A 20,598-nucleotide genomic window follows, 5' to 3' on the forward strand; every position below is an offset into this window, starting at 1 on the left:
TGTTGGGTTATATAAAGTCTCTGTGAGGGATTTGCCATGTTGATCTTGCGTATTTTATTTTTAGCCTGCTTGCCTGCGTTTTCATTTGGTTTTTCTGTGCCTTTATTTATTGAATTAAGCGATAAGACCGGCCCGGCTGAATTTATTATTCAGAATGAGGATGCTGTTGCCCATGATTATCTTCTGCGTATTGATGAAACCACGTTTCCTGATGAAGATAAAAAGGTCATTAGAGGGGGAAGTGCTATTGTAACTCCTGATGTGGGCATGGTCAGATTGCCAGCAAAATCACAGCGTAAAATACTGATCAATATAAAAAAAGGTGAGACTAAAACAGAGCGTTATTTTGAAGTGGTGGTTACGGAAAAAAATATAATTAATAAAAGTGTGGATGGATACGATAAGGAAGTCAGATCGGTAGTATTAGTTCGGCCGGTTTTTTCTGTTCTGAATTTTTCAATGCATGGGAATAAACTACTGAATAGTGGTAATGGCTCTTTATTGTTTATGGAAGATTTGAATTGTGGCGATAAGATGGGAAAAACAATATTAGTGGCGCCGGGTAAAGAGATTGAAATTCCTCTGGCTGCAGTGGGTAGTATTTTTAGTGTCGGCCAGCAGGATGAGATAAAAGAGATATTGAATAATTGCCATCAATGATTAATTGTTTAATTTGCAGTTTAAATGTAGCGGTTCGTCTGGATGTATTCTATTGATTATAGACGGGTTAATTTTTGTATAAATTGAAATATTTTTCAAAAAATACAAGATATTTTTATGTCATCAATTATATATTTTTCATTTGTTTGTCATTTTGTTTGTGTGGCTGTTGTTTTTTGTTTTGGTCTGACCTATTTGTTAAAAAGACAGTTTATGCCGTATCATAGTGAAGCATTAGGGATGAATTGGAATGATTTATCGCATGATCTGAAAATTCTTATTTTGGCATTGATGCGGGCAATTGCAGGCGGAGCTTTAGCTGTTGCAATAATAAATACGGTATTGTTGCTCATTCCATTTTCGAGGGGAATGACATGGTCTTATCATTTGATTCCTGTTGGCAGTCTGATTTTGTCCGGAGGTGCATTGTATGCAATGTTTCTTGTGGCGAAATTTACACCGGCCCATCCTCATTATATTGTAGTCGTATGCTCATCTGTACTGACATTGCTTGGATGGTTGTGTACAACAATAGGCTGAATTCATAGGTGTTGTTTTTTTTTCATATTTTGCGTGAGTAATGTATTTTTCTGTAATCATGTTTAAAATCCAACTTTCCTTATGCACTTATTGAATATGCTTAAACTATTTTTAAGCTGCTGAATATCGCCTGTTTATTTTGTACGTCACTATTGTTTAATTAAATTAATTTCCGGTTATATAAAATCTATTTTAGTGACGGGCTGATCCGGTGTGTATTCCTACGAGAGAATAAATATGCCAATTAAATGCTTTTTTCTTTTGTTAATTGTCTGTCTTTATCCGGGCGGGGCATTTGCACTGGATGATTCACAAACAAGAGTGGTTGGAATCTTTGATTCTGAAACCAGCAGAAACCCGATTGGAGTAAGGGAGGTGTACGGTGCGGAACTTAATGTGATTAATCATTACATATCCAACTTGGGAAGTACCGCGACTACCTTTAATATTGTCACTCCTGATGCTGCGCCCACATCCATTCAAATAAACACACAAGAATTGGTGCAAAGAGCACTGGCGATGTGGACCCCAGCCGAGTTTACATTTAATTCTATAGCAGGATATCCGGAAAGAGGGCGGCGAGGGATATTAATTGAGCTGGTTGATATCCCTACCGACGAAAGTTTGGCATGGACAATATTTAATAATATGGGAACAACCGGTCAAACCAGAATAAGAGTAAACCGCTCTTTTATTGAACAGCATGGAGAAAGTGCCTATCGTATGGCTCTGTATAATCATTCAATAGATGCTGGTATATCGCTCAGAAGTTATATTGAAATGCTTTTTTTTAATACTATTTTGCATGAAGTAGGACATGGGCTGGGATTAACTCACCCATTACTTAATGGACAATTTGATAGTAATAATAATTACTGCCGAACTATTGTCCCTGCCAGCATAACGCAAAAATCCCCGACTATTATGCTCGATGGCGCGACTCAAGGGCAGTCTTATTTTGGCGTGCAAGCCGGAGTATTGGGGAGGGGGATTACGATCGATGATATAAGGCCATCCACTTCTGATATTGCAGGGGCAAGAATTATGTATCGGGGCGGGGCTTATTCTTTGTGGCATATTGATGTTGAGGCACCCTAGGAAATATTTGCTTCTGGTCTCAGAAGCCTAGGTAATAACAATAGTATCAGAGATTTTATTTCCGGATTAAGCTGTTTTCAAAGCAGTGAGACGTCAGAAATTAAAGTGGGGACCAAAGACACTGCATTTATTGCGCTATCAGCAAAAAAGGACTGGATCGAATCGGTAGTAAAAAGAATGGCAGCGCTAAATCCACTAAAGAAAATATATATTTATGAAGTAAGGGCGGACGATAATATTTTCAATACTGAAAGTTCACTCAAAAATTTGTAAAAAAACAAAGAAGTACCAATTGATTCTACTGAGTTTAATTCTATTAATAAATCAGATGAATTTTTTGCATATAAATATATTACATCGGTAAATATCCATTCTGCAACAAGTTATATGACGCAAACGATTAAAAGTGATGTTTTTTATAATGTTGAGATCAATGAAAAATTCTCTGATATAAATACATCACCTAATTATTTTCCGCATGAAGAAGCCGGATCATCTAATTATCATTGGAATTGGTTGAGATATATTGAATTTTATCCAAGCTGTATGGCGTCTGACGTTAAACTCTAAGGATTTAATATGAAATTTTTTATTGTTTATTTAATGCCATATGATTGATATTAATAAGTAATTTGCTGTGTTGTAAATCTGTGTTTAATTTAAGATTCGTATTAGGACAAGATGACTCTCATTTCTTTAGGTAAAATAGTTGGGAGTGTGAACCGCAGTCTCTCTGGCTGGGCGAATTACTTCCACTATCGGAACTTAAATCAGGCGTTGTAGAAGGTCAAATCTCACGTGGAGCAACGTGTGCGCACTCGCTTGATAAAGCGGCACAAAGTGAAAGACAGAGGCATTGGCGAAGGCCGATTCCTGAGTGTGGACGCTATGTGCTATATAAAATACCGATAAAAGCGGGCTGGAAAATAGCGCATGCCTAGCAGCCTGTCGGACTTAAGCAATCGTAGCGAGGGAAAGCCGTGTGCGAGAAAATCGCATGCACGATTTGATCAGCTACTCATTGCTTTTCTGATGGGCTTAGGGCTGGCAACATCGTCATGGGGCTTCGCCGTAAAAAATAGAGCAAATACCTGGCTGAATTAACTTGCAGAGCTCAAGTTAACACCCTTTCCGGATGCGTATAAATAGTAAGGCGCGGCTCTCGAACAAAGCCGAGCAAGGTGATATTAGCCAGCCTAGCCTGTTCAATAGCCAGATGGCTGGGGGCCGATATCGCGGCGATGACGGGCATTTGGGCGCGGGCGGCTTTTTGGATCAGATCGTAAGAGAGGCGCGAAGTCATCAGCAATACACCATCCGTCCTTTGCCGCTGGCTGGCTAAATGGCCAATCAATTTATCTAAGGCATTGTGGCGGCCTAAGTCTTCAAACACGGTTAACTGCCCTGCTGCCCACCAGCCAGCGGCATGCACACCGCCCGTTTGCTGATTCATGGTTTGCAGCTGACTTAAGGCTTGCATACCGGCCCAAATAGCTTGCGGCTCAATTTTAAAATCAGAATCAAGCGCGGGTGGCGCACGCATTACCTCGGCCAGCTGCTCACTGCCGCACAAGCCACATGCGGTGCGGCTTTGCAGATTGCGGCGACGGCTACGTAGCTTGGCGGCAAATTCATTGGGGATTTGTAAATGCGCTTCATAGCCATCGTGGCTAGCTCTGATTTCTACGGCCAGTATTTGGTAATAGGCATCTACGATGCCCTCGCTCAGGCTAAAGCCAATCGCCAGTTGTTCCAGATGCAGCGGGCTGCACAGCATCACCAAATAGGCCACGCCGTTGTAGACCAGAAGCAGCGGCACTTCTTCTGCCACCTGCTGCTCCAGCGCTTGTAAGCCATCATCGACATAAAAATGTGCTGTTACGGTTTGAATGCCATCGTTCATGCTTGCAGATACACCACTAAAGCTTTGCTGGCGGGTGTCATTGCGTCAACAGCGTAGTAATCCAAGGGCACCAGCGGATTGGTTTCCGGGAAATATGCAGCTAGGCAGCCACGCGGCGTATCAAAAGGCTGTAGGCGGAAATCATTCACCTGCCGCTCACGATCAAACCATACTGAAACGATGTTCACATATTGATCGGCTTGCAAACCCAGCTCGGCCATATCCTCCGCATTGATAAACAATACTTTTCGCTCATTTTGAATACCACGATAGCGATCATTTCTGCGGTAAACCGTGGTGTTGTACTGATCATGGCTGCGGATAGTTGAAAGGGTCAGCAGCGGATGCGTGGTCAAGCCTTGTAGCTGATCACGAATAGCCGCTTGCAAAGCGTGAACTTTAAAACGCGCCTTGCCCACCACCCAACGCCGCTCCCTTGCCGTATTGCCAAGATAAAAACCGCCAGGCACGCGCACGCGCTGATTAAAATCGGCAAAGTCTGGAATCGCAATGGCGATTAAATCGCGGATCAAATCGTAATCCTGAATCAAGGCCATAAAATCAATCGGGCTATCGCTCAGTGTGGCTGCTGCCATACGCGCCACTATTTCTGGCTCGGACAATAAATGCGGTGATGCTGGCGTTTTAATACCGTGAGTTAGATGCACCATACTCATCGAATCTTCAACCGTAATGCTTTGTGACTGATCATTTTTTAGATCGATTTCGGTGCGGCCAAGGCAGGGCAAAATCAGCGCATCCAGCCCTGGTACAAGGTGCGAACGATTAAGCGTAGTGGTGATATGCACGGTTAGGTTTTGCTTACGCAAAGCGGCGTGGGTGCGTTCGGTGTCTGGTGTAGCGGCCGCAAAGTTGCCGCCCATGGCGATAAACACTTTGCCAGCACCTGACTCCATCGCGGCAATACTTTCCACCACGTTTCGCCCTTGCTGGGATGGCGGCGAAAAGCCACAGGCCTTGCCCAGCTGCTGCAAAAAGGCCGCACTGGGACGCTCATTAATCCCCATGGTGCGATCACCCTGCACATTGGAATGCCCGCGCACCGGGCAAACACCTGCACCTGTTTTGCCGATATTGCCTTTCACCAGCAGCACATTGCAAAGCATTTGGATGGTGGCCACCGCATGCTGATGCTGGGTAATGCCCATGCCCCAAGTAATAATTGTGGCTTTGCTCTGGATATACACATCACCAAGTTGCTTTAATTCGGCCAGCGTTAAGCCGCTATGGCTGACCAGATCTTCCCAAGAAGTAGCGGCAATATCGGCCGCCAGCTCGGCAAAGCCTTCGGTATGCTCAGCTATAAAAGCCTGATCTGCAGCGCCTGCCTCCAGCACCGATTTAAGCAGCGCCTTAGCAATCGCCAGATCGCCCCCCAGCTGCGGCTGCACATACAGCGAAGCAATAGGCGAAGCCGAATTACTCAACATTTGCAGCGGATTTTGTGGGTCTTGAAACGAGACTAAACCACGCTCTTTCAGTGGATTAATCACCACAATCTGGCAGCCCCGCTGCGCCGCTTCTTGTAAAGTGCCCAACATGCGTGGGTGATTGGTGCCTGGGTTTTGTCCAAAAATAAAAATCGCCTCGGCATGATCAAAGTCTTCCAGCGTCACCGTGCCCTTGCCCACGCCAATACTGGCGTTCAGCGCAAAGCCGCTGGGCTCGTGGCACATATTTGAGCAATCGGGCATATTATTCGTGCCATAAAGACGCACAAATAACTGATATAAAAATGCCGTTTCATTACCGGTACGCCCCGAGGTATAAAAATGCGCTTCGTCCGGCTTGATCTCTTTCAAATGTCTTGCAATCAGTTGAAACGCATCATCCCAGCTAATCGGCAAATAGTGATCGCTGGCCGCATCAAAGCGCATTGGTGCGGTCAGCCTGCCCTGCTGCTCCAGCGAATAATCATCCCATAGCTGCAAATCGCTAACGCTATGCTCTGCAAAAAAATCAGCCTCAACCCGCTTAGATGTAATCTCATGGCCAATGGCTTTGGCACCGTTCTCACAAAATTGCACACGGGTATTGGGCTTGTCCGGCCAGGCACAGCCAGGGCAATCAAAGCCATCGGGCTGATTGGCGTTGGCTAAGGCAATCACGGATTTACCTACATGACTTGGCTCGATGGTGGCAAGCGTCGCTTTAAGCGCGCCCCAGCCGCCTGCTGGCGATGGTTTTTTCTGTGACATTCTGGCGTTCCTAAGCTCAATTGCATATGGAGAACAAAACACGGCCCCGATGCGGATAGCGTGATTTGCACTGACCCATCTCTTGTTTAATCTTACGTAAGCAATACATTTCGATACAGCTATATTTCAGCCAATATTTACGTAAGCATTTAAACAGCAGCAAACCGCCTTTTTTATTGTAAAAACTTGACCTGCCTGAGCTCACAAATCCTCTGCATCCGCTTCATTTAAATATCTGTACCCCGCCCACAAAAATAATTCTTAATCAAGTTATTAATATGAGTTTGCCTGCAAGCTTCTTTCGCTGAATAGGCTATCTGATGGCATTTCAAGTTTTGGCGCTGCAAATCCAGCAAAATCTGGTCTCGACCATGCGATTTTTCGCTTCGACCGTCTAAGTCAGACAGGCTGCTAGGATCGATGCTGTTGCAGAAAGATGAGCAATGAGCAGCTCACTTGGGCCTAAGCGCTGAAAAAGGTGGCAATTAACGCCAAATTGAATTCAATCGTGGCAAACGCTTGTCCAAAATAGGGTAACCGTCGGGTAAATATATTTTTGGTAGCTTAATTTGGATCGATATAAATATACAAAAGTGTTGGAAATAAATCGTTGAATCAATAATTTATTGATTTCAGTTGTGCTTAATGTTAATTTATCTCTTTCTTTTTTAGAAAGATTTTTGTAAGTTTTTGATGGTATTATTGTGCTGTTGATGCAGCGATATGGGGCTGTAAAATTCGTCATTTGACGGGTTTTGGGTCATGTGTCCCTGTTTGTGGCGTGCGCTTTGTTCTTGCAAGAGACATCATGCATGATCGGATTTTGTCATGTTTACCTTGGCATCCCCATGAGCAAGACTCACTCTCAAGCCCGCACAACCCCACGTGTTCGTACTGAAATGCATGCTTCCTTGCTCTCTGCTCATGCCTTGATTAACCGATGTAACTCGATAGTCGGGTTTCAGATGATTCTATTTATGTACGTATCTACATCGTGGGAGCAGCTGCCGCTAAAGAGCCAGTTGTAAAATCTGTGCGGCTCAAGCTGCGTTTATGAAAAACATGATGTTTTTGTATTTTTTTTAAGTAAATATAATTGCTTTCGAGGCGTCCCAGCAATAAACATCCGGCTTTATCGGAGGCGATTTAACTTTAGCAAAGGAAAAAGTAATGAATATCATTAAACATGTATTTGAGTTTATGCTTATTGAATCCATATATTTACTTGGTTTTTTTAATAATAAATTAAAAATATATCTAATAAACAAAATAAAAATAAGAAAAATGAGAGCAATATGTGCTCATGCTTTTCACAACTCGTTATTTTATAGAGAATCATTCTTTGCTCATGGTATTTTAGAAAAAGATCTTCGAAGTTTGACCTTTGAGCAACTTCCTGTGGTTAAAAAAAGTGATATTGTAGAAAATATTCAGGATGTTTTTACGGACAAGACACTGAATAAAGATGATGTGTTTGATTATATTTATAATGGCAGTACAGAAAAAGCGTACCAGAATAAATATATTTGCTTTACAACATCAGGAACATTGGGTTTAAAAATGCCTGTTTTACTGGCTATTAATGATTTTAAGACGTTTGTATTTAATACTTTTTTATATAATTCTAAACCATTTAAAATACTTTTAGGGAAAAAGACAAAAGTAGCAATGCTGGGGGCGGTGGAAGGGCGTAGTGCAGGTATTGCATTTATTAAAAATCTGCCTAAATCAATTTTTGAAACTAAAGAGATTTCTCTTTTATTACCAATAGATAAAATAATCAATGAATTAAATGAATTTAGTCCTGAACAACTTGTTTCATATCCTGGTGTGTTTTGTTCCTTGATTCCATATAAAGAATCAGGTGCGCTTACTATTTCTCCTAAAAAAATAGTGTTGTCGGGTGAGATATTAACCGAGGAAAATGCTGAAAGAATTAACAAAGCATTTAATTGTGAAATTAGTAATTCTTATGGTGCTTCTGAATGTTTAATTATGGGCGTGAAAAAAAATAAAAATCCCTATCGTTTATATCATAATATTTGTAATGTTGAAATTTTGGATAAGGATAACAAACCTGCCAAAGAGGGCGAGTTAGGGCGGATTGTTATTACTAATTTTGTTAATTATAGCCAGCCTATTATCCGATATGATATTGGCGATTTTGCTGTCAGTACAATGAATAAGCATGGAGAAATGACGTTTGATGGTGTTTCTGGAAGAAATAATAAACCTATCTTTTTCAAAGGAAATAAAGGCGAGCAGGTAGAGCTATTTTATATTGCTCTGTACTCGTTGTTTTTATTTTCTTCCGGAATATATAAATCACAAATGCTTATCGGAGAAAATTCAATAAAGGCATTGATTGTGGGGACGAATGAATGCATTGCTAAGTGTGAAATTAATATGGAAAAATTACTACGAAGCAATGGGGTTGATCAGACGGTTAATTTCTTCATCGAAAAGGTTGAAGATATCTTGCCAGATTCAAATGGCAAAATTCCATTTATTAAGTTCCAGTCTAGTTAATTAGTACGAATCAATAACTGTCAAGTCTCGCTTGTTCATAAACCCATTTTTTAAATAATTGAATAGACCAGGCTTGCGGCATTGTTCTGCCAGCTGCTTTCTACCCAGTGGAGGAGCCTTGCCACTGCGAGTGAAAGATTAGGGTATTGGCCATAGTTGTACTTGATCCGCTCACCCTTGCGGATGAAGTCACAGGCCCAAGATTTTGCCCCTTTGCTTCTGATAATTAAGAACAGGCCGTCACCATCGGCTTTGGTGTAATCCTTTCCAGCCACCTTGGCATTGCGGTACTGTAAATTAGTTAGCGGCATTTTCTCCCCCTGTTTTCTATCGTAAACAGGGGGACTTATTCGCGGTTTTGCTGGTTCTATGACGAACCGTGGCGGAATAAAAAAACCCGCAATCCCAATGGAAATGCGGGTTTGTGAACTGTTCCGAACGGTGCGGAACGAGTACCTTTATTACAAGCTGTAGTACATATCGAACTCAACTGGGTGAGTGCTCATACGGATGCGGTTTACTTCTTGCATCTTCAATTCGATATAGCTGTCGATCCAGTCATTGCTAAATACGCCGCCACGAGTCAGGAACTCACGGTCTTTATCCAGCGCATCCAATGCTTCATCCAAAGATGAGCAAACTGTTGGGATCAACTTGTCTTCTTCTGGTGGCAAGTCATACAGATTTTTGTCTGCAGGATCGCCTGGGTGAATCTTGTTTTGCACGCCATCGAGGCCCGCCATCAACAGTGCAGAGAAGCAAAGGTATGGGTTAGCCAATGGATCTGGGAAACGCGCTTCAATACGACGGCCTTTATCTGACGATACGTGTGGAATACGGATCGAAGCAGAGCGGTTGCGTGCTGAATACGCCAATTTAACCGGCGCTTCATAATGCGGAACCAAACGTTTGTAGCTGTTGGTGCCCGGATTAGTAATCGCATTCAAAGCTTTAGCGTGCTTGATGATCCCGCCGATGTAGAACAGGGCGAATTCGCTCAAACCTGCGTAGGCATTACCTGCAAACAGGTTTTTGCCGTCTTTCCAAACCGATTGGTGAACGTGCATACCGCTGCCGTTATCGCCAACGATAGGCTTAGGCATAAAGGTTGCGGTCTTGCCGTATTGGTCTGCTACGTTGTGCACCACGTATTTCAGGATTTGAGTCCAGTCTGCGCGTTGTACCAGTGTGCTGAATTTAGTACCAATTTCGTTCTGGCCTGCGTTCGCCACTTCGTGGTGGAACACTTCAACCGGTACGCCTAGCTCTTCCAGAATTAGTACCATGGTGGCACGGATATCTTGGTGGCTATCGACTGGGGGCACTGGAAAGTAGCCGCCTTTGAGACGTGGACGGTGGCCTTTATTACCACCTTCTACTTTATTGGCTGTCGCCCAAGCGCCTTCGTCGGATTCAATTTTGTAGAAGCAGCCGGATAAATCGGAGCCAAAACGGATGCCGTCAAAAATAAAGAATTCTGGTTCTGGGCCAAAGTAAGCCGTGTCACCCAAGCCGGTTGCTTTTAGGTATTGCTCAGCGCGCTTAGCAACCGAGCGTGGATCACGATCGTAGCCCTTGCCTGTATCAGGCTCTACAACGTCACATGTCATAAACAGTGTTGGTTCGTCGTAGAAAGGATCGATGTTGGCAGTCGATGCATCTGGCATCAACAGCATGTCAGATGCTTGAATGCCTTTCCAGCCAGCAATAGAAGAGCCGTCGAAAGCATGGCCCGTTGTGAACCAATCTTCGTCTACCACGTGCGAAGGCACTGTAACGTGCTGCTCTTTGCCCATAGTGTCGGTGAAACGCAAGTCAACGAACTTAAGGCCGTTTTCTTGGATAAGGTTGAGAACGTCGGCTACCGCCATCTTGAATTCTCCAAATTTAGTTGCATGAGGGTGAAAGGATAAAGCATCCGGCTCTGCGGAATTATGAAATTGATTCAGCAATAACCATGCCAACATAAGGTGTGCTTAACTCCATTGTGCCATAAACCCAGACGCACGGACTAGCAAGCTTTAAGTAAACAACTTATGCACCATTGTGGTGACTAAAAAGCATAGTGCGAGCTTTTTTGGTGCGGCGCTAGCAGCCTGTCGGACTTAAGGCTGATCTACTACGGAAAAGCCGGATTTGGCCATATTTCACGCATTTTCTCGTTGAATAGCCAGCTATTCGCCTCAAAAACCCGCGAAATCAGTCTCAAACCGGTCTTTTCCTCGCTACGATCGCTTAAGTCCGACAGGCTGCTATGGCCGATGGCGGTGACGGAAATACTAAGAGCACCAAATCCTTTGGTTGCAGTGCGGGGAAAGTGCTCAACAGCGTCCTTGGTGCCCGTATAAGTAGAGTAATAGGCGGTGTAGGCGGTTAGCTGTGAGCTTTTTAGAGGTAAGTCTTACCACGGGTGAGTTGGTCGAAATTTTGCTGCAATATCAAGCCTTAGCGCTGGTTTAGGCTGTGTTGTATCCTTACCCGCCCCATGAGCTTGCAGCGGGTGCAGGCCTTTGAGAATTGGCTTGAGAATGTTTTAGCTGAGCAATTGCCCAAGCTTTGTTTTATTCCCGCTGCCTAATGCTTCATGAAATCTGGCGCTTAAGGCTATAATCACAGGTTAATCTATGAACGACTGAGCCCTTTTCCCATGAGCACCACGCCTAAAGAACTCGCAAAAAGTTTTGAACCCGCAGAGATCGAAAGCCGCTACTACCCAGAGTGGGAGAAAGCCGGTTACTTTCAGCCAAATATGCAAAGCACTGAATCATTCTGCATTCAGCTGCCGCCACCGAATGTGACGGGTACCTTGCATATGGGTCATGCCTTTAATCAAACGATTATGGATGGCCTCACTCGCTACCATCGTATGAAAGGTGAAAACACGCTTTGGCAGCCCGGCACCGATCACGCCGGTATTGCCACGCAAATCGTAGTTGAGCGCCAGCTGGATGCGCAAGGCATCAGCCGCCATGAATTGGGCCGCGAGAAGTTCGTAGAAAAAATCTGGGAATGGAAAAAAGAATCGGGTGCAACCATTACCGAGCAAATGCGCCGCATGGGTGCATCGGTAGATTGGAAGCGCGAATACTTCACTATGGACGAGCAATGCTCGGCCACGGTTAGCGAAGTCTTTGTCAGCCTGTTTGAACAAGGCCTGATTTACCGTGGCAAGCGTCTGTCTAACTGGGACCCAAAGCTGGGCACCGCGATCTCCGACCTCGAAGTGGTTTCCGAGGAAGAAGACGGCCATATGTGGCATATCAAATATCCGGTAGTGGGCAGCGATGAATTTATCGTGGTGGCCACGACCCGCCCTGAAACCTTGCTGGGCGACGTAGCCGTAGCGGTCAATCCAGAAGACGAGCGTTTTACGCATTTGCTTGGTAAAACACTTTCACTGCCACTGACTAACCGTGAAATTCCCGTGATCGCCGACGATTACGTGGATGCGGCTTTCGGTACTGGCTTGGTGAAAATCACGCCAGCTCATGATTTTAACGATTACCAAGTAGGTAAGCGCCATAACACCCAGCTGATCAATGTGATGAGCTTGGAAGCCACGATTCTGGCTAAGGCACAGGTATTTAGCTTTGATGGCGATGCACTGGGCAGTATTGATTTACCAGCTGCTTACGCTGGTTTAACGGCTCTGGCCGCGCGTAAAGCGATGCTGGCCGATCTAGATGCGCAGGGCTTATTGCTCGAAACGAAGAAACATAAATTGATGGTGCCACGTGGCGATCGTACTGGCTCGGTGATTGAGCCTTTGCTGACCGATCAGTGGTTTATGGCCATGAGTAAGGCCGATGAAACCGGCCAAAGCATTACCGAGAAAGCCCTGCAAGCCGTGGCAGATGGTGAAGTTAAATTTGTGCCTGAAAACTGGGTGAACACTTACAACCAGTGGCTGAATAATATTCAAGACTGGTGTATCAGCCGTCAGCTATGGTGGGGCCATCAGATTCCGGCTTGGTACGATGAAGACGGCAAAGTTTATGTAGCACGCAATCAGGCCGAAGCAGAATCACAAGCGCCGGGTAAAACACTGCGCCGTGATGTGGACGTGCTCGATACTTGGTTTAGCTCGGCACTGGTGCCGTTCTCTACCTTGGGTTGGAAGCCGGGCCAGAGCACCCCTGAGCTGGAAGCATTTTTGCCTTCATCGGTACTGGTCACAGGCTTTGACATTATTTTCTTCTGGGTAGCCCGGATGATTATGATGACCAAGCACTTCACCGGCAAAGTGCCGTTTAAGCATGTGTATATCCACGGCTTGGTGCGGGATGGCGAAGGCCAGAAGATGTCTAAATCGGAGGGCAATGTGCTTGATCCGGTTGATCTGATCGACGGGATTGATCTGGAATCACTGCTGGAAAAACGCACTTCCGGCCTGCGTCGCCCAGAAACCGCGCCTAAGGTGGCGGCTAAAACCAAGAAAGAATTCCCAGAAGGCATTCCAGCTTTTGGTACCGATGCACTGCGCTTCACCTTTGCATCGCTAGCAACTTTGGGCCGCAGTATTAATTTTGATCAGCATCGCTGCGAAGGCTATCGCAACTTCTGCAATAAGCTGTGGAATGCCACCCGCTATGTATTGATGAATGTGGAAGGCAAAGATGTAGGGCAGGATGAATCCTTGCCGCTGGAATACAGCTTTGCTGATCAGTGGATGATAGGGCGCTTGCAGCAGGCAGAGCACGATGTCACTACCGCGCTGGATACCTTCCGCTTCGATCTGGCGGCTCAGGGTATTTACGAATTTGTTTGGAACGATTACTGCGACTGGTATATCGAGCTGGCTAAGGTGCAATTGCAATTAGGCAACGAAGCGCAGCAACGTGCCACCCGCCGCACCTTGGTTCGCGTATTAGAAACCACATTGCGTATGGCTCACCCGATTATTCCGTTTATTACCGAAGAGCTGTGGCAGGTTGTTGCACCACTGGCGAACGCTAAAAAGACCGAATCCATCATGGTGGCCGACTGGCCGGTGGCGGATTTAAGCAAGGTGAATGAGGCGGCTAATGCACAAGTTGAAAGCTTAAAAGCGCTGGCCTTTGCTGTGCGTAATTTGCGCGGTGAAATGGGTTTGCCACCATCGCAAAAAACACCGCTGCTGCTGGAAGGCGGAGACGAGCTGCAGCAGTACGCGGCTTACTTAGTGCCATTAGCCAAGCTTGCTAGCGTCACCATCGTGGCGCAATTGCCTGAAGATGATGCGCCGGTGGCGGTGGCAGGCAGCACGCGTTTAATGCTGAAAGTAGAAATTGATAAAGCAGCAGAATCGGCGCGTTTAACTAAAGAAATCGGCAAGCTCTCTGAGAATCTGGAAAGAATCAAAGCGAAGTTTGAAAAGCCGGGTTATCTAAATAAAGCGCCTGCTCATTTGGTAGAAAAAGATCAGGGCCTGATGGTCGAATTTGCTGAGAAATTGGCGCAATTGCAAAGCCAATTGGCTAAATTGCAATAGCATTAACTCACAGGCTGCCTTGTGCAGCCTGTTTTTATTTAAGAGATAGTGGACGTTGTGTTCATTCGTAAGGTTTAAGGAAATAAAATGATTAATAACGATATTTTACGTAGCGTTCGCTATATGCTGGATTTAAGTGATGCACATATTGTGGCGATTGCTAAATTGGCTGATTTTGATTTGGCGAAAGAAGATGTTGCGGCCTTTTTGAAAAAAGAAGATGAAGAAGGTTATTTGGAATTCAGTGATGAAGCGATGGCTTATTTTTTAGATGGCCTAGTATTTCATAAGCGCGGTAAAGATGAAAGCCGCCCGGCACAGCCGATTGAATTGCCTATGAGCAATAATATGGCACTTAAAAAACTGCGCGTGGCTTTTGAATTAAAAGAAGAAGATATGCATAGTATTCTGGATGCAGCAGGCTTTGATGTATCCAAACCAGAATTAAGCGCCTTATTCCGTAAAAAAGATCATAAGCACTATCGCAGCTGTGGCGATCAATTACTCAGAAATTTTTTAAAAGGTTTGACGCTTCGTTTGCGTGGCTAAATGGTCGCTGCTTAGTCATAACTAAGCATTGATAGAGAGGGGCTAGCAGCCTGTCGGACTTAGTATCAGTCAGCTGCAAAATCACCTGATCGGCCTATATTTCACCAGATTTTTGACCAATAACTCGTTATTGGCGCTGCAAATCCGGCAAAATCTGGTCTCGATCATGCGATTTTTCGCTTCGACTGTCTAAGTCCGACAGGCTGCTAGGTCAATCGGCTTTGCCCACTCTACATTTATTTATCCTACACGCTGTTGCTATTTCAACCTCCGTTATCCCTGCTAACCTCAAATGGCTTGATCGATGAAAATTCTAAATATTATCGGGCCAGGTCGGCTTGGAAAATCATTAGCGCGTTTAGCTCAGCAATCAGGGCGTTTCCAAATAGGCGGGGTATACGCCAGATCTGCTGAGCATATTACAGACGCGATTACCTTTATTGGGGCGGGTGAGTTTTGCTCTGCTCTAGATCAATTACCGGTGGCTGATTTATATCTATTAGCAGTGCCAGATGGTGCAATTGAAAATGTGGCGATTGAGCTGGCGGCTTGTCATATCGTAAAGGCGGGGAATGTGGTGTTTCATAGCAGTGGGGTATCAGAGGCCGCGTTACTTGCTCCCTTGCAAGATTCTGGTGCTTATTTAGCCAGCGTGCATCCCGCTTTTTCTTTTGCTGATCCGGCGTTGGCGGTAGCCTCTTTTAATGCAATTCCTTGCGCTTTAGAAGGGGATCCATTGGCCTATGATATTTTGCAAGATTTTGTATTGGCTCTGGGTGGCAAGCCATTTACGTTAGTTAAAGGCGGAAAGGCGGCTTATCATGCCGCTTTGACTATGGCAGCTAATTATCTCGTTACCTTAGCAGATTTATCATTAAAAACAGCAAAAATGGCCGGAATAGAGAGTGATATTGCCCAAAGTCTTATTTTGAATTTAATGCAGCAAACATTAAGTAATATTAGAGTATTAGGGCCTGCCGCTGCATTAACTGGTCCAATTGTTCGTGGTGATGAGGCTACAATAGAAAAGCATTTATCTGTAATAAAAGATGCAACGATATTGCGCTGTTATCAAAGTATGGGACAGGCTACGATTGATTTAGCAGCAGATCATCTTAGTAAACCTAAGCAAGCTGCGTTACATCAACGTTTAGCATAAGCTAGCAGCCTTTCGGACTTAGCATCAGTCCGCTGCAAAATCACCTGATCGGCCTATATTTCACCAGATTTTTGACCGATAACTCGTTATTGGCGCTGCAAATCCGGCAATATCTGGTCTCGACCATGCGATTTTTCGCTTCGACCGTCTAAGTCCGACAGACCCTAGAAGTATTGATTAAACAATTTAGATTGTAATAATCGCTCTGATTTATCCTTAAAGGCCATGGATTACATGGCCTTTTTTACCGTATGTTACCAGTAGTAAAAGCACATTCAGTAACAATGTCTTACAGTATTGATCAGGTGAAAAATACCTCTGTGTTAGTGTTTATTTTCACTGCTTTTTTTATCAAAAAACGGCAGGATAGCGGCATAAGGTAGTAAGCCTTGCTGTTTGATGCAGGGCACAAGCCTATCTACTTATCATTTTGGAGATGTACGATGTCAGCCCCTAAAACCCATCCACTGTTTCTGGCTGCGGCCGTTTCTGTGATTTTAGCTTCTGGTGTAGGTGTTGCTAATTGGCTAGGTTTTGTTGGCAAGCCTGCTGTAGAGCCCATTGTCGTGGCCTCGGTGCCCAGTGTAGCCAGCGCGCCTGTATTAGCCTTAGTGGCCACTCCTGTGCCGACTGCCGCACCTATCGTAACACCTGCTCCAACACCAATCCCAACGGCTGCGCCTAGGCCTGTTGTACATACGCCTGCAGTTAAGCCCCGTCCTAAAGCAACGCCGCACCCTGCGCCGGTGGCAAAAAGCACAGAAGAAGACAAGCCTGCTCCTATCGTTTGGCCAGCCAAAGAAGTATGTAAAAGTTGTGGCCGCGTGACTTCAGTGCGCACTATTGAGAAAAAAGGGGAAGGTTCGGGTGGCGGTGCGGTGGTTGGTGGTGTGCTAGGTGGGGTAGTGGGCCACCAGATTGGTGGGGGTAATGGCCGTACCGTTGCAGAAGTATTGGGTGCAATTGGTGGTGCTGTGGCTGGCCATCAGGCTGAAAAACAATACCGCAGCGTAACGGTATACGAAGTTCGCGTGTCATTTGACGATGATAGCCAGCGCACTTATAGCTTTCAGGAACGCCCACAATTTAGCCAAGGCGATCGTGTGCGCTTAAGCGGCGATACTATTGTGCCTACAGGTAATTAACAGATTTTATTTGATCAAAAGGGCGCGGCTTGCTGCGCCCTTTTTTATATTTTAAGCAGCAAACTGCACCTCTAAATTAGCTGTGTTCCATGCCTAGTTCTTGAATTTTACGTGTTAGGGTATTGCGCCCCCAGCCGAGTAACTCGGCCGCTTCGATGCGTTTTCCGCCGGTATGAGCTAAGGCGCGTTCAATCACTACGCGCTCAAAGGCTGGGGTGATCTCATCGAGAATGCGGCTATCACCCCGGCTGAGACGCATGCTCATTTCTGCGCCCAAATGACTTAACCAATCTCCGTTGCGCAATTGGACTTCACTGGCTTCAGTACTTAATTCTGGAGGGAGATCACCCGCTTGCACTAAAGCACCCGGTGCCATTACGGTAATCCAATGGCAGAGGTTTTCTAGCTGGCGCACATTGCCCGGAAAACTAAATGCGGCCAGTTTATTCATGGCGTCATCCGTTAGACGCTTGGCTTCAATCCCTAGCTCTGTGGCCGATTTACTCAAAAAATAACGCGCTAGCAGAGGGATATCTTGGCTTCTTTCCCGAAGTGCAGGTAAGCGCAGCCGGATAACATTTAAACGGTGGAATAAATCTTCTCGAAACTGCCCTTGTTTAACCCGCTCTTCTAAATGTTGATGCGTAGCAGCAATCACCCGCACATTGGCTTTAATCGGCTGATGCCCGCCTACGCGGTAATAAAAGCCATCGGATAGTACCCGCAGTAAGCGGGTTTGCAGCTCGGAGGGCATATCGCCGATTTCGTCTAAGAATAAGGTGCCATTTTCAGCTTGCTCAAAGCGGCCTTGACGGCGAGCGTCTGCACCAGTAAATGCGCCGCGCTCGTGGCCAAATAACTCGGATTCTAGTAAGTCTTTAGGGATCGCCGCAGTATTGATCGCCACAAAGGGCTTGGCAGAGCGTGGACTATGGCGGTGTAGGGCGCGCGCTACTAATTCTTTACCACTACCTGATTCACCGGTAATCAACACGGTGGCGGCAGATTGGCTGAGGCGGCCAATGGCCCTAAATACATCTTGCATAGCAGGGGCTTGCCCTAGGATTTCTGGCGCGGGTGATGCGGCTTCTGTGGGGCTGCCTACTTGATTGGTAAATCTTTCGCTTTCTTGGATGGCACGTCGTATTAAGTCGATGGCTTGATCTACATCGAAAGGCTTGGGCATATATTCAAATGCCCCCCCTTGAAAGGCCGATACGGCGCTATCTAAATCTGAATGTGCCGTCATGATAATGACGGGTAAATCGGGCCAATCTTGCTTCACAATATCTAAAAACTGTAATCCAGATTCGCCAGGCATGCGGATATCACAAACGATGGCTTGTGGCTGTTCTTGGGTGAGTTTTGCTAGCGCTTCGGTGGCTGAGGCAAAGCTAGCATGCGAGATATTTTCGCGTGCTAAGGCCTTTTCAAATACCCAACGAATCGATCGGTCATCATCAATAATCCAAACAGCACTCATGGGGTTTCCTTTTGTTGCTTGTTATTTATTGCTGTGTAACATCAGTTAATGCGCTTCTTGCCAGCCATTAAGCGGCAGCAGCAGGCTAAAGCAGGTTAGGCCAGGACGGCTTTCAAATTCAATGGTGCCGTGGTGCTGGATAACAAAGGTGTGCGCGAGGTGCAGGCCGATACCGGTGCCGCCTGGTCGGCCAGAGACCAATGGATAAAACAGCGTTTCTTTTAGGGAATTAGGAATTCCCGGTCCGTTATCAATAATTTGAATTTGTAAGGCTAGCGGAAAGCGGCGGCGATTGAGCGTGACCTGGCGTGCAATCCGCGTACGCAAAAAAATCTCGCCTACACCCGCCATCGCTTGTACGGCATTGCGGACAATATTAAGCACCGCTTGAATCAGTTGCTCTTGATCGGCGATCAGGCTAGGTAGGCTGGTATCGTAATCGCGCTTTACCGATAGGCCATTGGGCGTTTCGGCAAGGACTAAGCTGCGAACACGTTCTAATACCTCATGAATATTTAGCTCGGTGAGCTTAGGCAGACGATGTGGAGTAAGTAAGCGATCCAGTAGCCTTTGTAAGCGCTGAGACTCTTCGATAATCACTTGGGTGTATTCTTTTAGGGCAGGGCTAGTTAGCTCTACAGAGAGCAATTGCGCAGCTCCACGAATACCACCTAAGGGGTTTTTTATTTCATGGGCAAGATTGCGAATCAGCTCGCGATTGGCTTGTTGTTGCGCTTGCAAGCGTGCTTCATTCACAATTTTTCGCTGTTGATCCATTTGCCGAATTTCAACCAACGCCGCCGCTGCACTGTTTTCGATAGGGCTGGCGGTGAGCGTGACATACACATCGCCGTGCGTGGTGGCTAGCAAAAGCTCGTGCTCGGTGATGCTGATGTTTTCTGTGCAGGCAGTAATCACCGCACTGACAATGGGGCTGTGCGGCTCTAAGCATGCTGATAATGTCATGCCTATATCATCTTGGCGTAGGCCTAACAGATCAGTGGCAGCAGGGTTGACGTAAACCAGCGTGCTGTCTGTAGCAACGGCAATGACAGCATCATCCAGAAACTCAAGACCAGAGAAGGCGGTATGGCACATGGTGGCTTGTCTCTGCAGAAGATTATCTATGGGACTCTAGCAATTTGCGGGCCAGCAAGGTGATGATACGAGTTCGCTAGTATGGGCCCCTTTACTGGTGCTAAGACCTATAAGCATACAGCAGCAATGCACCAGTGTGGTGCATTGCTGCTGTGGATGGTGCGTAGATTTGTGTAAGGTTTAGCGCAAGCGGCTAATTTCGGATTGTAAGGCGCTGATATTTTTCTCATGCAGAACCATGTTATTGCGGATGCGGCCCATTTTTTCTACATACTTTTGCGGGCTGGCTTTTTCTTCGGCAGATCTAGTGCTTTCAGCTTCTGAGAGTTGGCGGCGCGCATCGGTGAGTCTTTTTTGCTCACTCGCTAGCTCTTCATTAAGAATAAGCTGGCGGTTACTATCACGGCTTTTTTGCGTGGCAGCATCCACGCGTGGAAAGTTACCTGGAGTTGCCGTTTGTGGGCGGCGCTCCTTAGGGCCTGCGTTGCCATGCGAGCGAGGGGCAGGAATCAAGGCTCCTGGCTCGACCAAGATGCGTTGTGCATTGCGCATGGGGATATTAGAAAACGTGACATTGCCGTGTTCGTCCACATACTTGTAGATATCGGCGTGAGCCAGTGGGGCAAAGCAGGCAAGGATAATGAGTAGGTACTTAAGCATGGGCATAACTTAACACAGACAGGTTTAAAGTAGTTTAGTAAGTCGCTTAGCATTGGCTGGCTAGTGCATAACAAAACTGGGTTGA

At 45.8% G+C, this 20,598-nt stretch carries 15 protein-coding genes; 8 read left to right on the forward strand and 7 right to left on the reverse strand.

Annotation, left to right across the window (positions count from 1 at the left end; translation table 11 throughout):
• The first annotated feature begins 36 nt into the window (after positions 1 to 36).
• The 3 genes from C1H71_RS12625 to C1H71_RS12635 all read left to right on the forward strand — a co-directional run bounded on the left by C1H71_RS12625 (position 37) and on the right by C1H71_RS12635 (position 2,298).
• Positions 37 to 660: a hypothetical protein gene (locus C1H71_RS12625; RefSeq protein WP_130106855.1), complete on the forward strand. Its 624-nt coding sequence runs from the start codon at positions 37 to 39 to the stop codon at positions 658 to 660.
• A gap of 117 nt (positions 661 to 777) precedes the next feature.
• Positions 778 to 1,200: a hypothetical protein gene (locus C1H71_RS12630; protein ID WP_130106856.1), complete on the forward strand. Its 423-nt coding sequence runs from the start codon at positions 778 to 780 to the stop codon at positions 1,198 to 1,200.
• Between the two features lie 237 nt (positions 1,201 to 1,437).
• On the forward strand, positions 1,438 to 2,298 hold the full coding sequence (locus C1H71_RS12635) for a hypothetical protein (protein ID WP_130106857.1): 861 nt from the start codon (positions 1,438 to 1,440) through the stop codon (positions 2,296 to 2,298).
• 1,114 nt (positions 2,299 to 3,412) lie between these two features.
• Here C1H71_RS12635 and fdhD read toward each other — a convergent pair.
• Both fdhD and C1H71_RS12655 read right to left on the reverse strand, forming a co-directional pair.
• Positions 3,413 to 4,201, reverse strand: coding sequence for a formate dehydrogenase accessory sulfurtransferase FdhD (fdhD, locus tag C1H71_RS12650; RefSeq protein WP_130106859.1), 789 nt, complete (start codon positions 4,199 to 4,201; stop codon positions 3,413 to 3,415).
• Positions 4,198 to 6,420 (reverse strand): FdhF/YdeP family oxidoreductase, encoded by a 2,223-nt coding sequence (locus tag C1H71_RS12655; protein WP_130106860.1) that lies wholly within the window; start codon positions 6,418 to 6,420, stop codon positions 4,198 to 4,200. The genes fdhD and C1H71_RS12655 overlap by 4 nt, the downstream gene beginning before the upstream one ends.
• 1,170 nt (positions 6,421 to 7,590) lie before the next feature.
• Here C1H71_RS12655 and C1H71_RS12660 point away from each other — a divergent pair.
• On the forward strand, positions 7,591 to 8,949 hold the full coding sequence (locus tag C1H71_RS12660) for a phenylacetate--CoA ligase family protein (RefSeq protein WP_130106861.1): 1,359 nt from the start codon (positions 7,591 to 7,593) through the stop codon (positions 8,947 to 8,949).
• A 50-nt stretch (positions 8,950 to 8,999) separates the two neighbouring features.
• Here the strand turns inward: C1H71_RS12660 and C1H71_RS12665 are convergent, their stop codons facing one another.
• Both C1H71_RS12665 and glnA read right to left on the reverse strand, forming a co-directional pair.
• A complete protein-coding gene (locus tag C1H71_RS12665) occupies positions 9,000 to 9,260 on the reverse strand; it encodes an Arm DNA-binding domain-containing protein (protein WP_130106862.1) in 261 nt (86 codons plus the stop codon).
• Between the two features lie 150 nt (positions 9,261 to 9,410).
• Positions 9,411 to 10,820, reverse strand: a complete 1,410-nt coding sequence (gene glnA / locus C1H71_RS12670; RefSeq protein WP_130108224.1) for a type I glutamate--ammonia ligase — start codon at positions 10,818 to 10,820, stop codon at positions 9,411 to 9,413.
• Between the two features lie 776 nt (positions 10,821 to 11,596).
• Here glnA and C1H71_RS12675 point away from each other — a divergent pair.
• The 4 genes from C1H71_RS12675 to C1H71_RS12690 all read left to right on the forward strand — a co-directional run bounded on the left by C1H71_RS12675 (position 11,597) and on the right by C1H71_RS12690 (position 17,272).
• Positions 11,597 to 14,419 (forward strand): valine--tRNA ligase, encoded by a 2,823-nt coding sequence (locus C1H71_RS12675; protein WP_130106863.1) that lies wholly within the window; start codon positions 11,597 to 11,599, stop codon positions 14,417 to 14,419.
• A gap of 87 nt (positions 14,420 to 14,506) precedes the next feature.
• A complete protein-coding gene (locus C1H71_RS12680; protein ID WP_130106864.1) occupies positions 14,507 to 14,968 on the forward strand; it encodes a YehS family protein in 462 nt (153 codons plus the stop codon).
• A 304-nt stretch (positions 14,969 to 15,272) separates the two neighbouring features.
• Positions 15,273 to 16,127, forward strand: coding sequence for a Rossmann-like and DUF2520 domain-containing protein (locus C1H71_RS12685; protein ID WP_130106865.1), 855 nt, complete (start codon positions 15,273 to 15,275; stop codon positions 16,125 to 16,127).
• Positions 16,128 to 16,570: 443 nt separating this feature from the next.
• Positions 16,571 to 17,272, forward strand: coding sequence for an outer membrane lipoprotein (locus C1H71_RS12690; protein ID WP_130106866.1), 702 nt, complete (start codon positions 16,571 to 16,573; stop codon positions 17,270 to 17,272).
• Between the two features lie 76 nt (positions 17,273 to 17,348).
• Here the strand turns inward: C1H71_RS12690 and ntrC are convergent, their stop codons facing one another.
• The 3 genes from ntrC to C1H71_RS12705 form a co-directional block, all read right to left on the reverse strand.
• Positions 17,349 to 18,755, reverse strand: coding sequence for a nitrogen regulation protein NR(I) (ntrC, locus tag C1H71_RS12695; RefSeq protein ID WP_130106867.1), 1,407 nt, complete (start codon positions 18,753 to 18,755; stop codon positions 17,349 to 17,351).
• Between the two features lie 45 nt (positions 18,756 to 18,800).
• Positions 18,801 to 19,853, reverse strand: coding sequence for a nitrogen regulation protein NR(II) (gene glnL / locus C1H71_RS12700; protein ID WP_130106868.1), 1,053 nt, complete (start codon positions 19,851 to 19,853; stop codon positions 18,801 to 18,803).
• Between the two features lie 180 nt (positions 19,854 to 20,033).
• Positions 20,034 to 20,513, reverse strand: coding sequence for a DUF4124 domain-containing protein (locus C1H71_RS12705; protein WP_188053251.1), 480 nt, complete (start codon positions 20,511 to 20,513; stop codon positions 20,034 to 20,036).
• Between the last annotated feature and the right edge of the window lie 85 nt (positions 20,514 to 20,598).

It is taken from the genome of Iodobacter fluviatilis (genome assembly GCF_004194535.1).
GTDB classification, from domain to species: Bacteria; Pseudomonadota; Gammaproteobacteria; order Burkholderiales; family Chitinibacteraceae; genus Iodobacter; species Iodobacter fluviatilis_A.

Bases quoted from the DNA above. Each gene is read 5' to 3' on its own strand.
- C1H71_RS12685 (WP_130106865.1), top strand. From the start codon at position 15,273: ATGAAAATTCTAAATATTATCGGGCCAGGTCGGCTTGGAAAATCATTA.
- glnA (WP_130108224.1), bottom strand. From the start codon at position 10,820: ATGGCGGTAGCCGACGTTCTCAACCTTATCCAAGAAAACGGCCTTAAG.
- C1H71_RS12660 (WP_130106861.1), top strand. From the start codon at position 7,591: ATGAATATCATTAAACATGTATTTGAGTTTATGCTTATTGAATCCATA.
- C1H71_RS12625 (WP_130106855.1), top strand. From the start codon at position 37: ATGTTGATCTTGCGTATTTTATTTTTAGCCTGCTTGCCTGCGTTTTCA.
- ntrC (WP_130106867.1), bottom strand. From the start codon at position 18,755: ATGAGTGCTGTTTGGATTATTGATGATGACCGATCGATTCGTTGGGTA.
- C1H71_RS12655 (WP_130106860.1), bottom strand. From the start codon at position 6,420: ATGTCACAGAAAAAACCATCGCCAGCAGGCGGCTGGGGCGCGCTTAAA.
- C1H71_RS12680 (WP_130106864.1), top strand. From the start codon at position 14,507: ATGATTAATAACGATATTTTACGTAGCGTTCGCTATATGCTGGATTTA.
- fdhD (WP_130106859.1), bottom strand. From the start codon at position 4,201: ATGAACGATGGCATTCAAACCGTAACAGCACATTTTTATGTCGATGAT.
- C1H71_RS12690 (WP_130106866.1), top strand. From the start codon at position 16,571: ATGTCAGCCCCTAAAACCCATCCACTGTTTCTGGCTGCGGCCGTTTCT.
- C1H71_RS12635 (WP_130106857.1), top strand. From the start codon at position 1,438: ATGCCAATTAAATGCTTTTTTCTTTTGTTAATTGTCTGTCTTTATCCG.
- glnL (WP_130106868.1), bottom strand. From the start codon at position 19,853: ATGTGCCATACCGCCTTCTCTGGTCTTGAGTTTCTGGATGATGCTGTC.
- C1H71_RS12705 (WP_188053251.1), bottom strand. From the start codon at position 20,513: ATGCTTAAGTACCTACTCATTATCCTTGCCTGCTTTGCCCCACTGGCT.
- C1H71_RS12665 (WP_130106862.1), bottom strand. From the start codon at position 9,260: ATGCCGCTAACTAATTTACAGTACCGCAATGCCAAGGTGGCTGGAAAG.
- C1H71_RS12675 (WP_130106863.1), top strand. From the start codon at position 11,597: ATGAGCACCACGCCTAAAGAACTCGCAAAAAGTTTTGAACCCGCAGAG.
- C1H71_RS12630 (WP_130106856.1), top strand. From the start codon at position 778: ATGTCATCAATTATATATTTTTCATTTGTTTGTCATTTTGTTTGTGTG.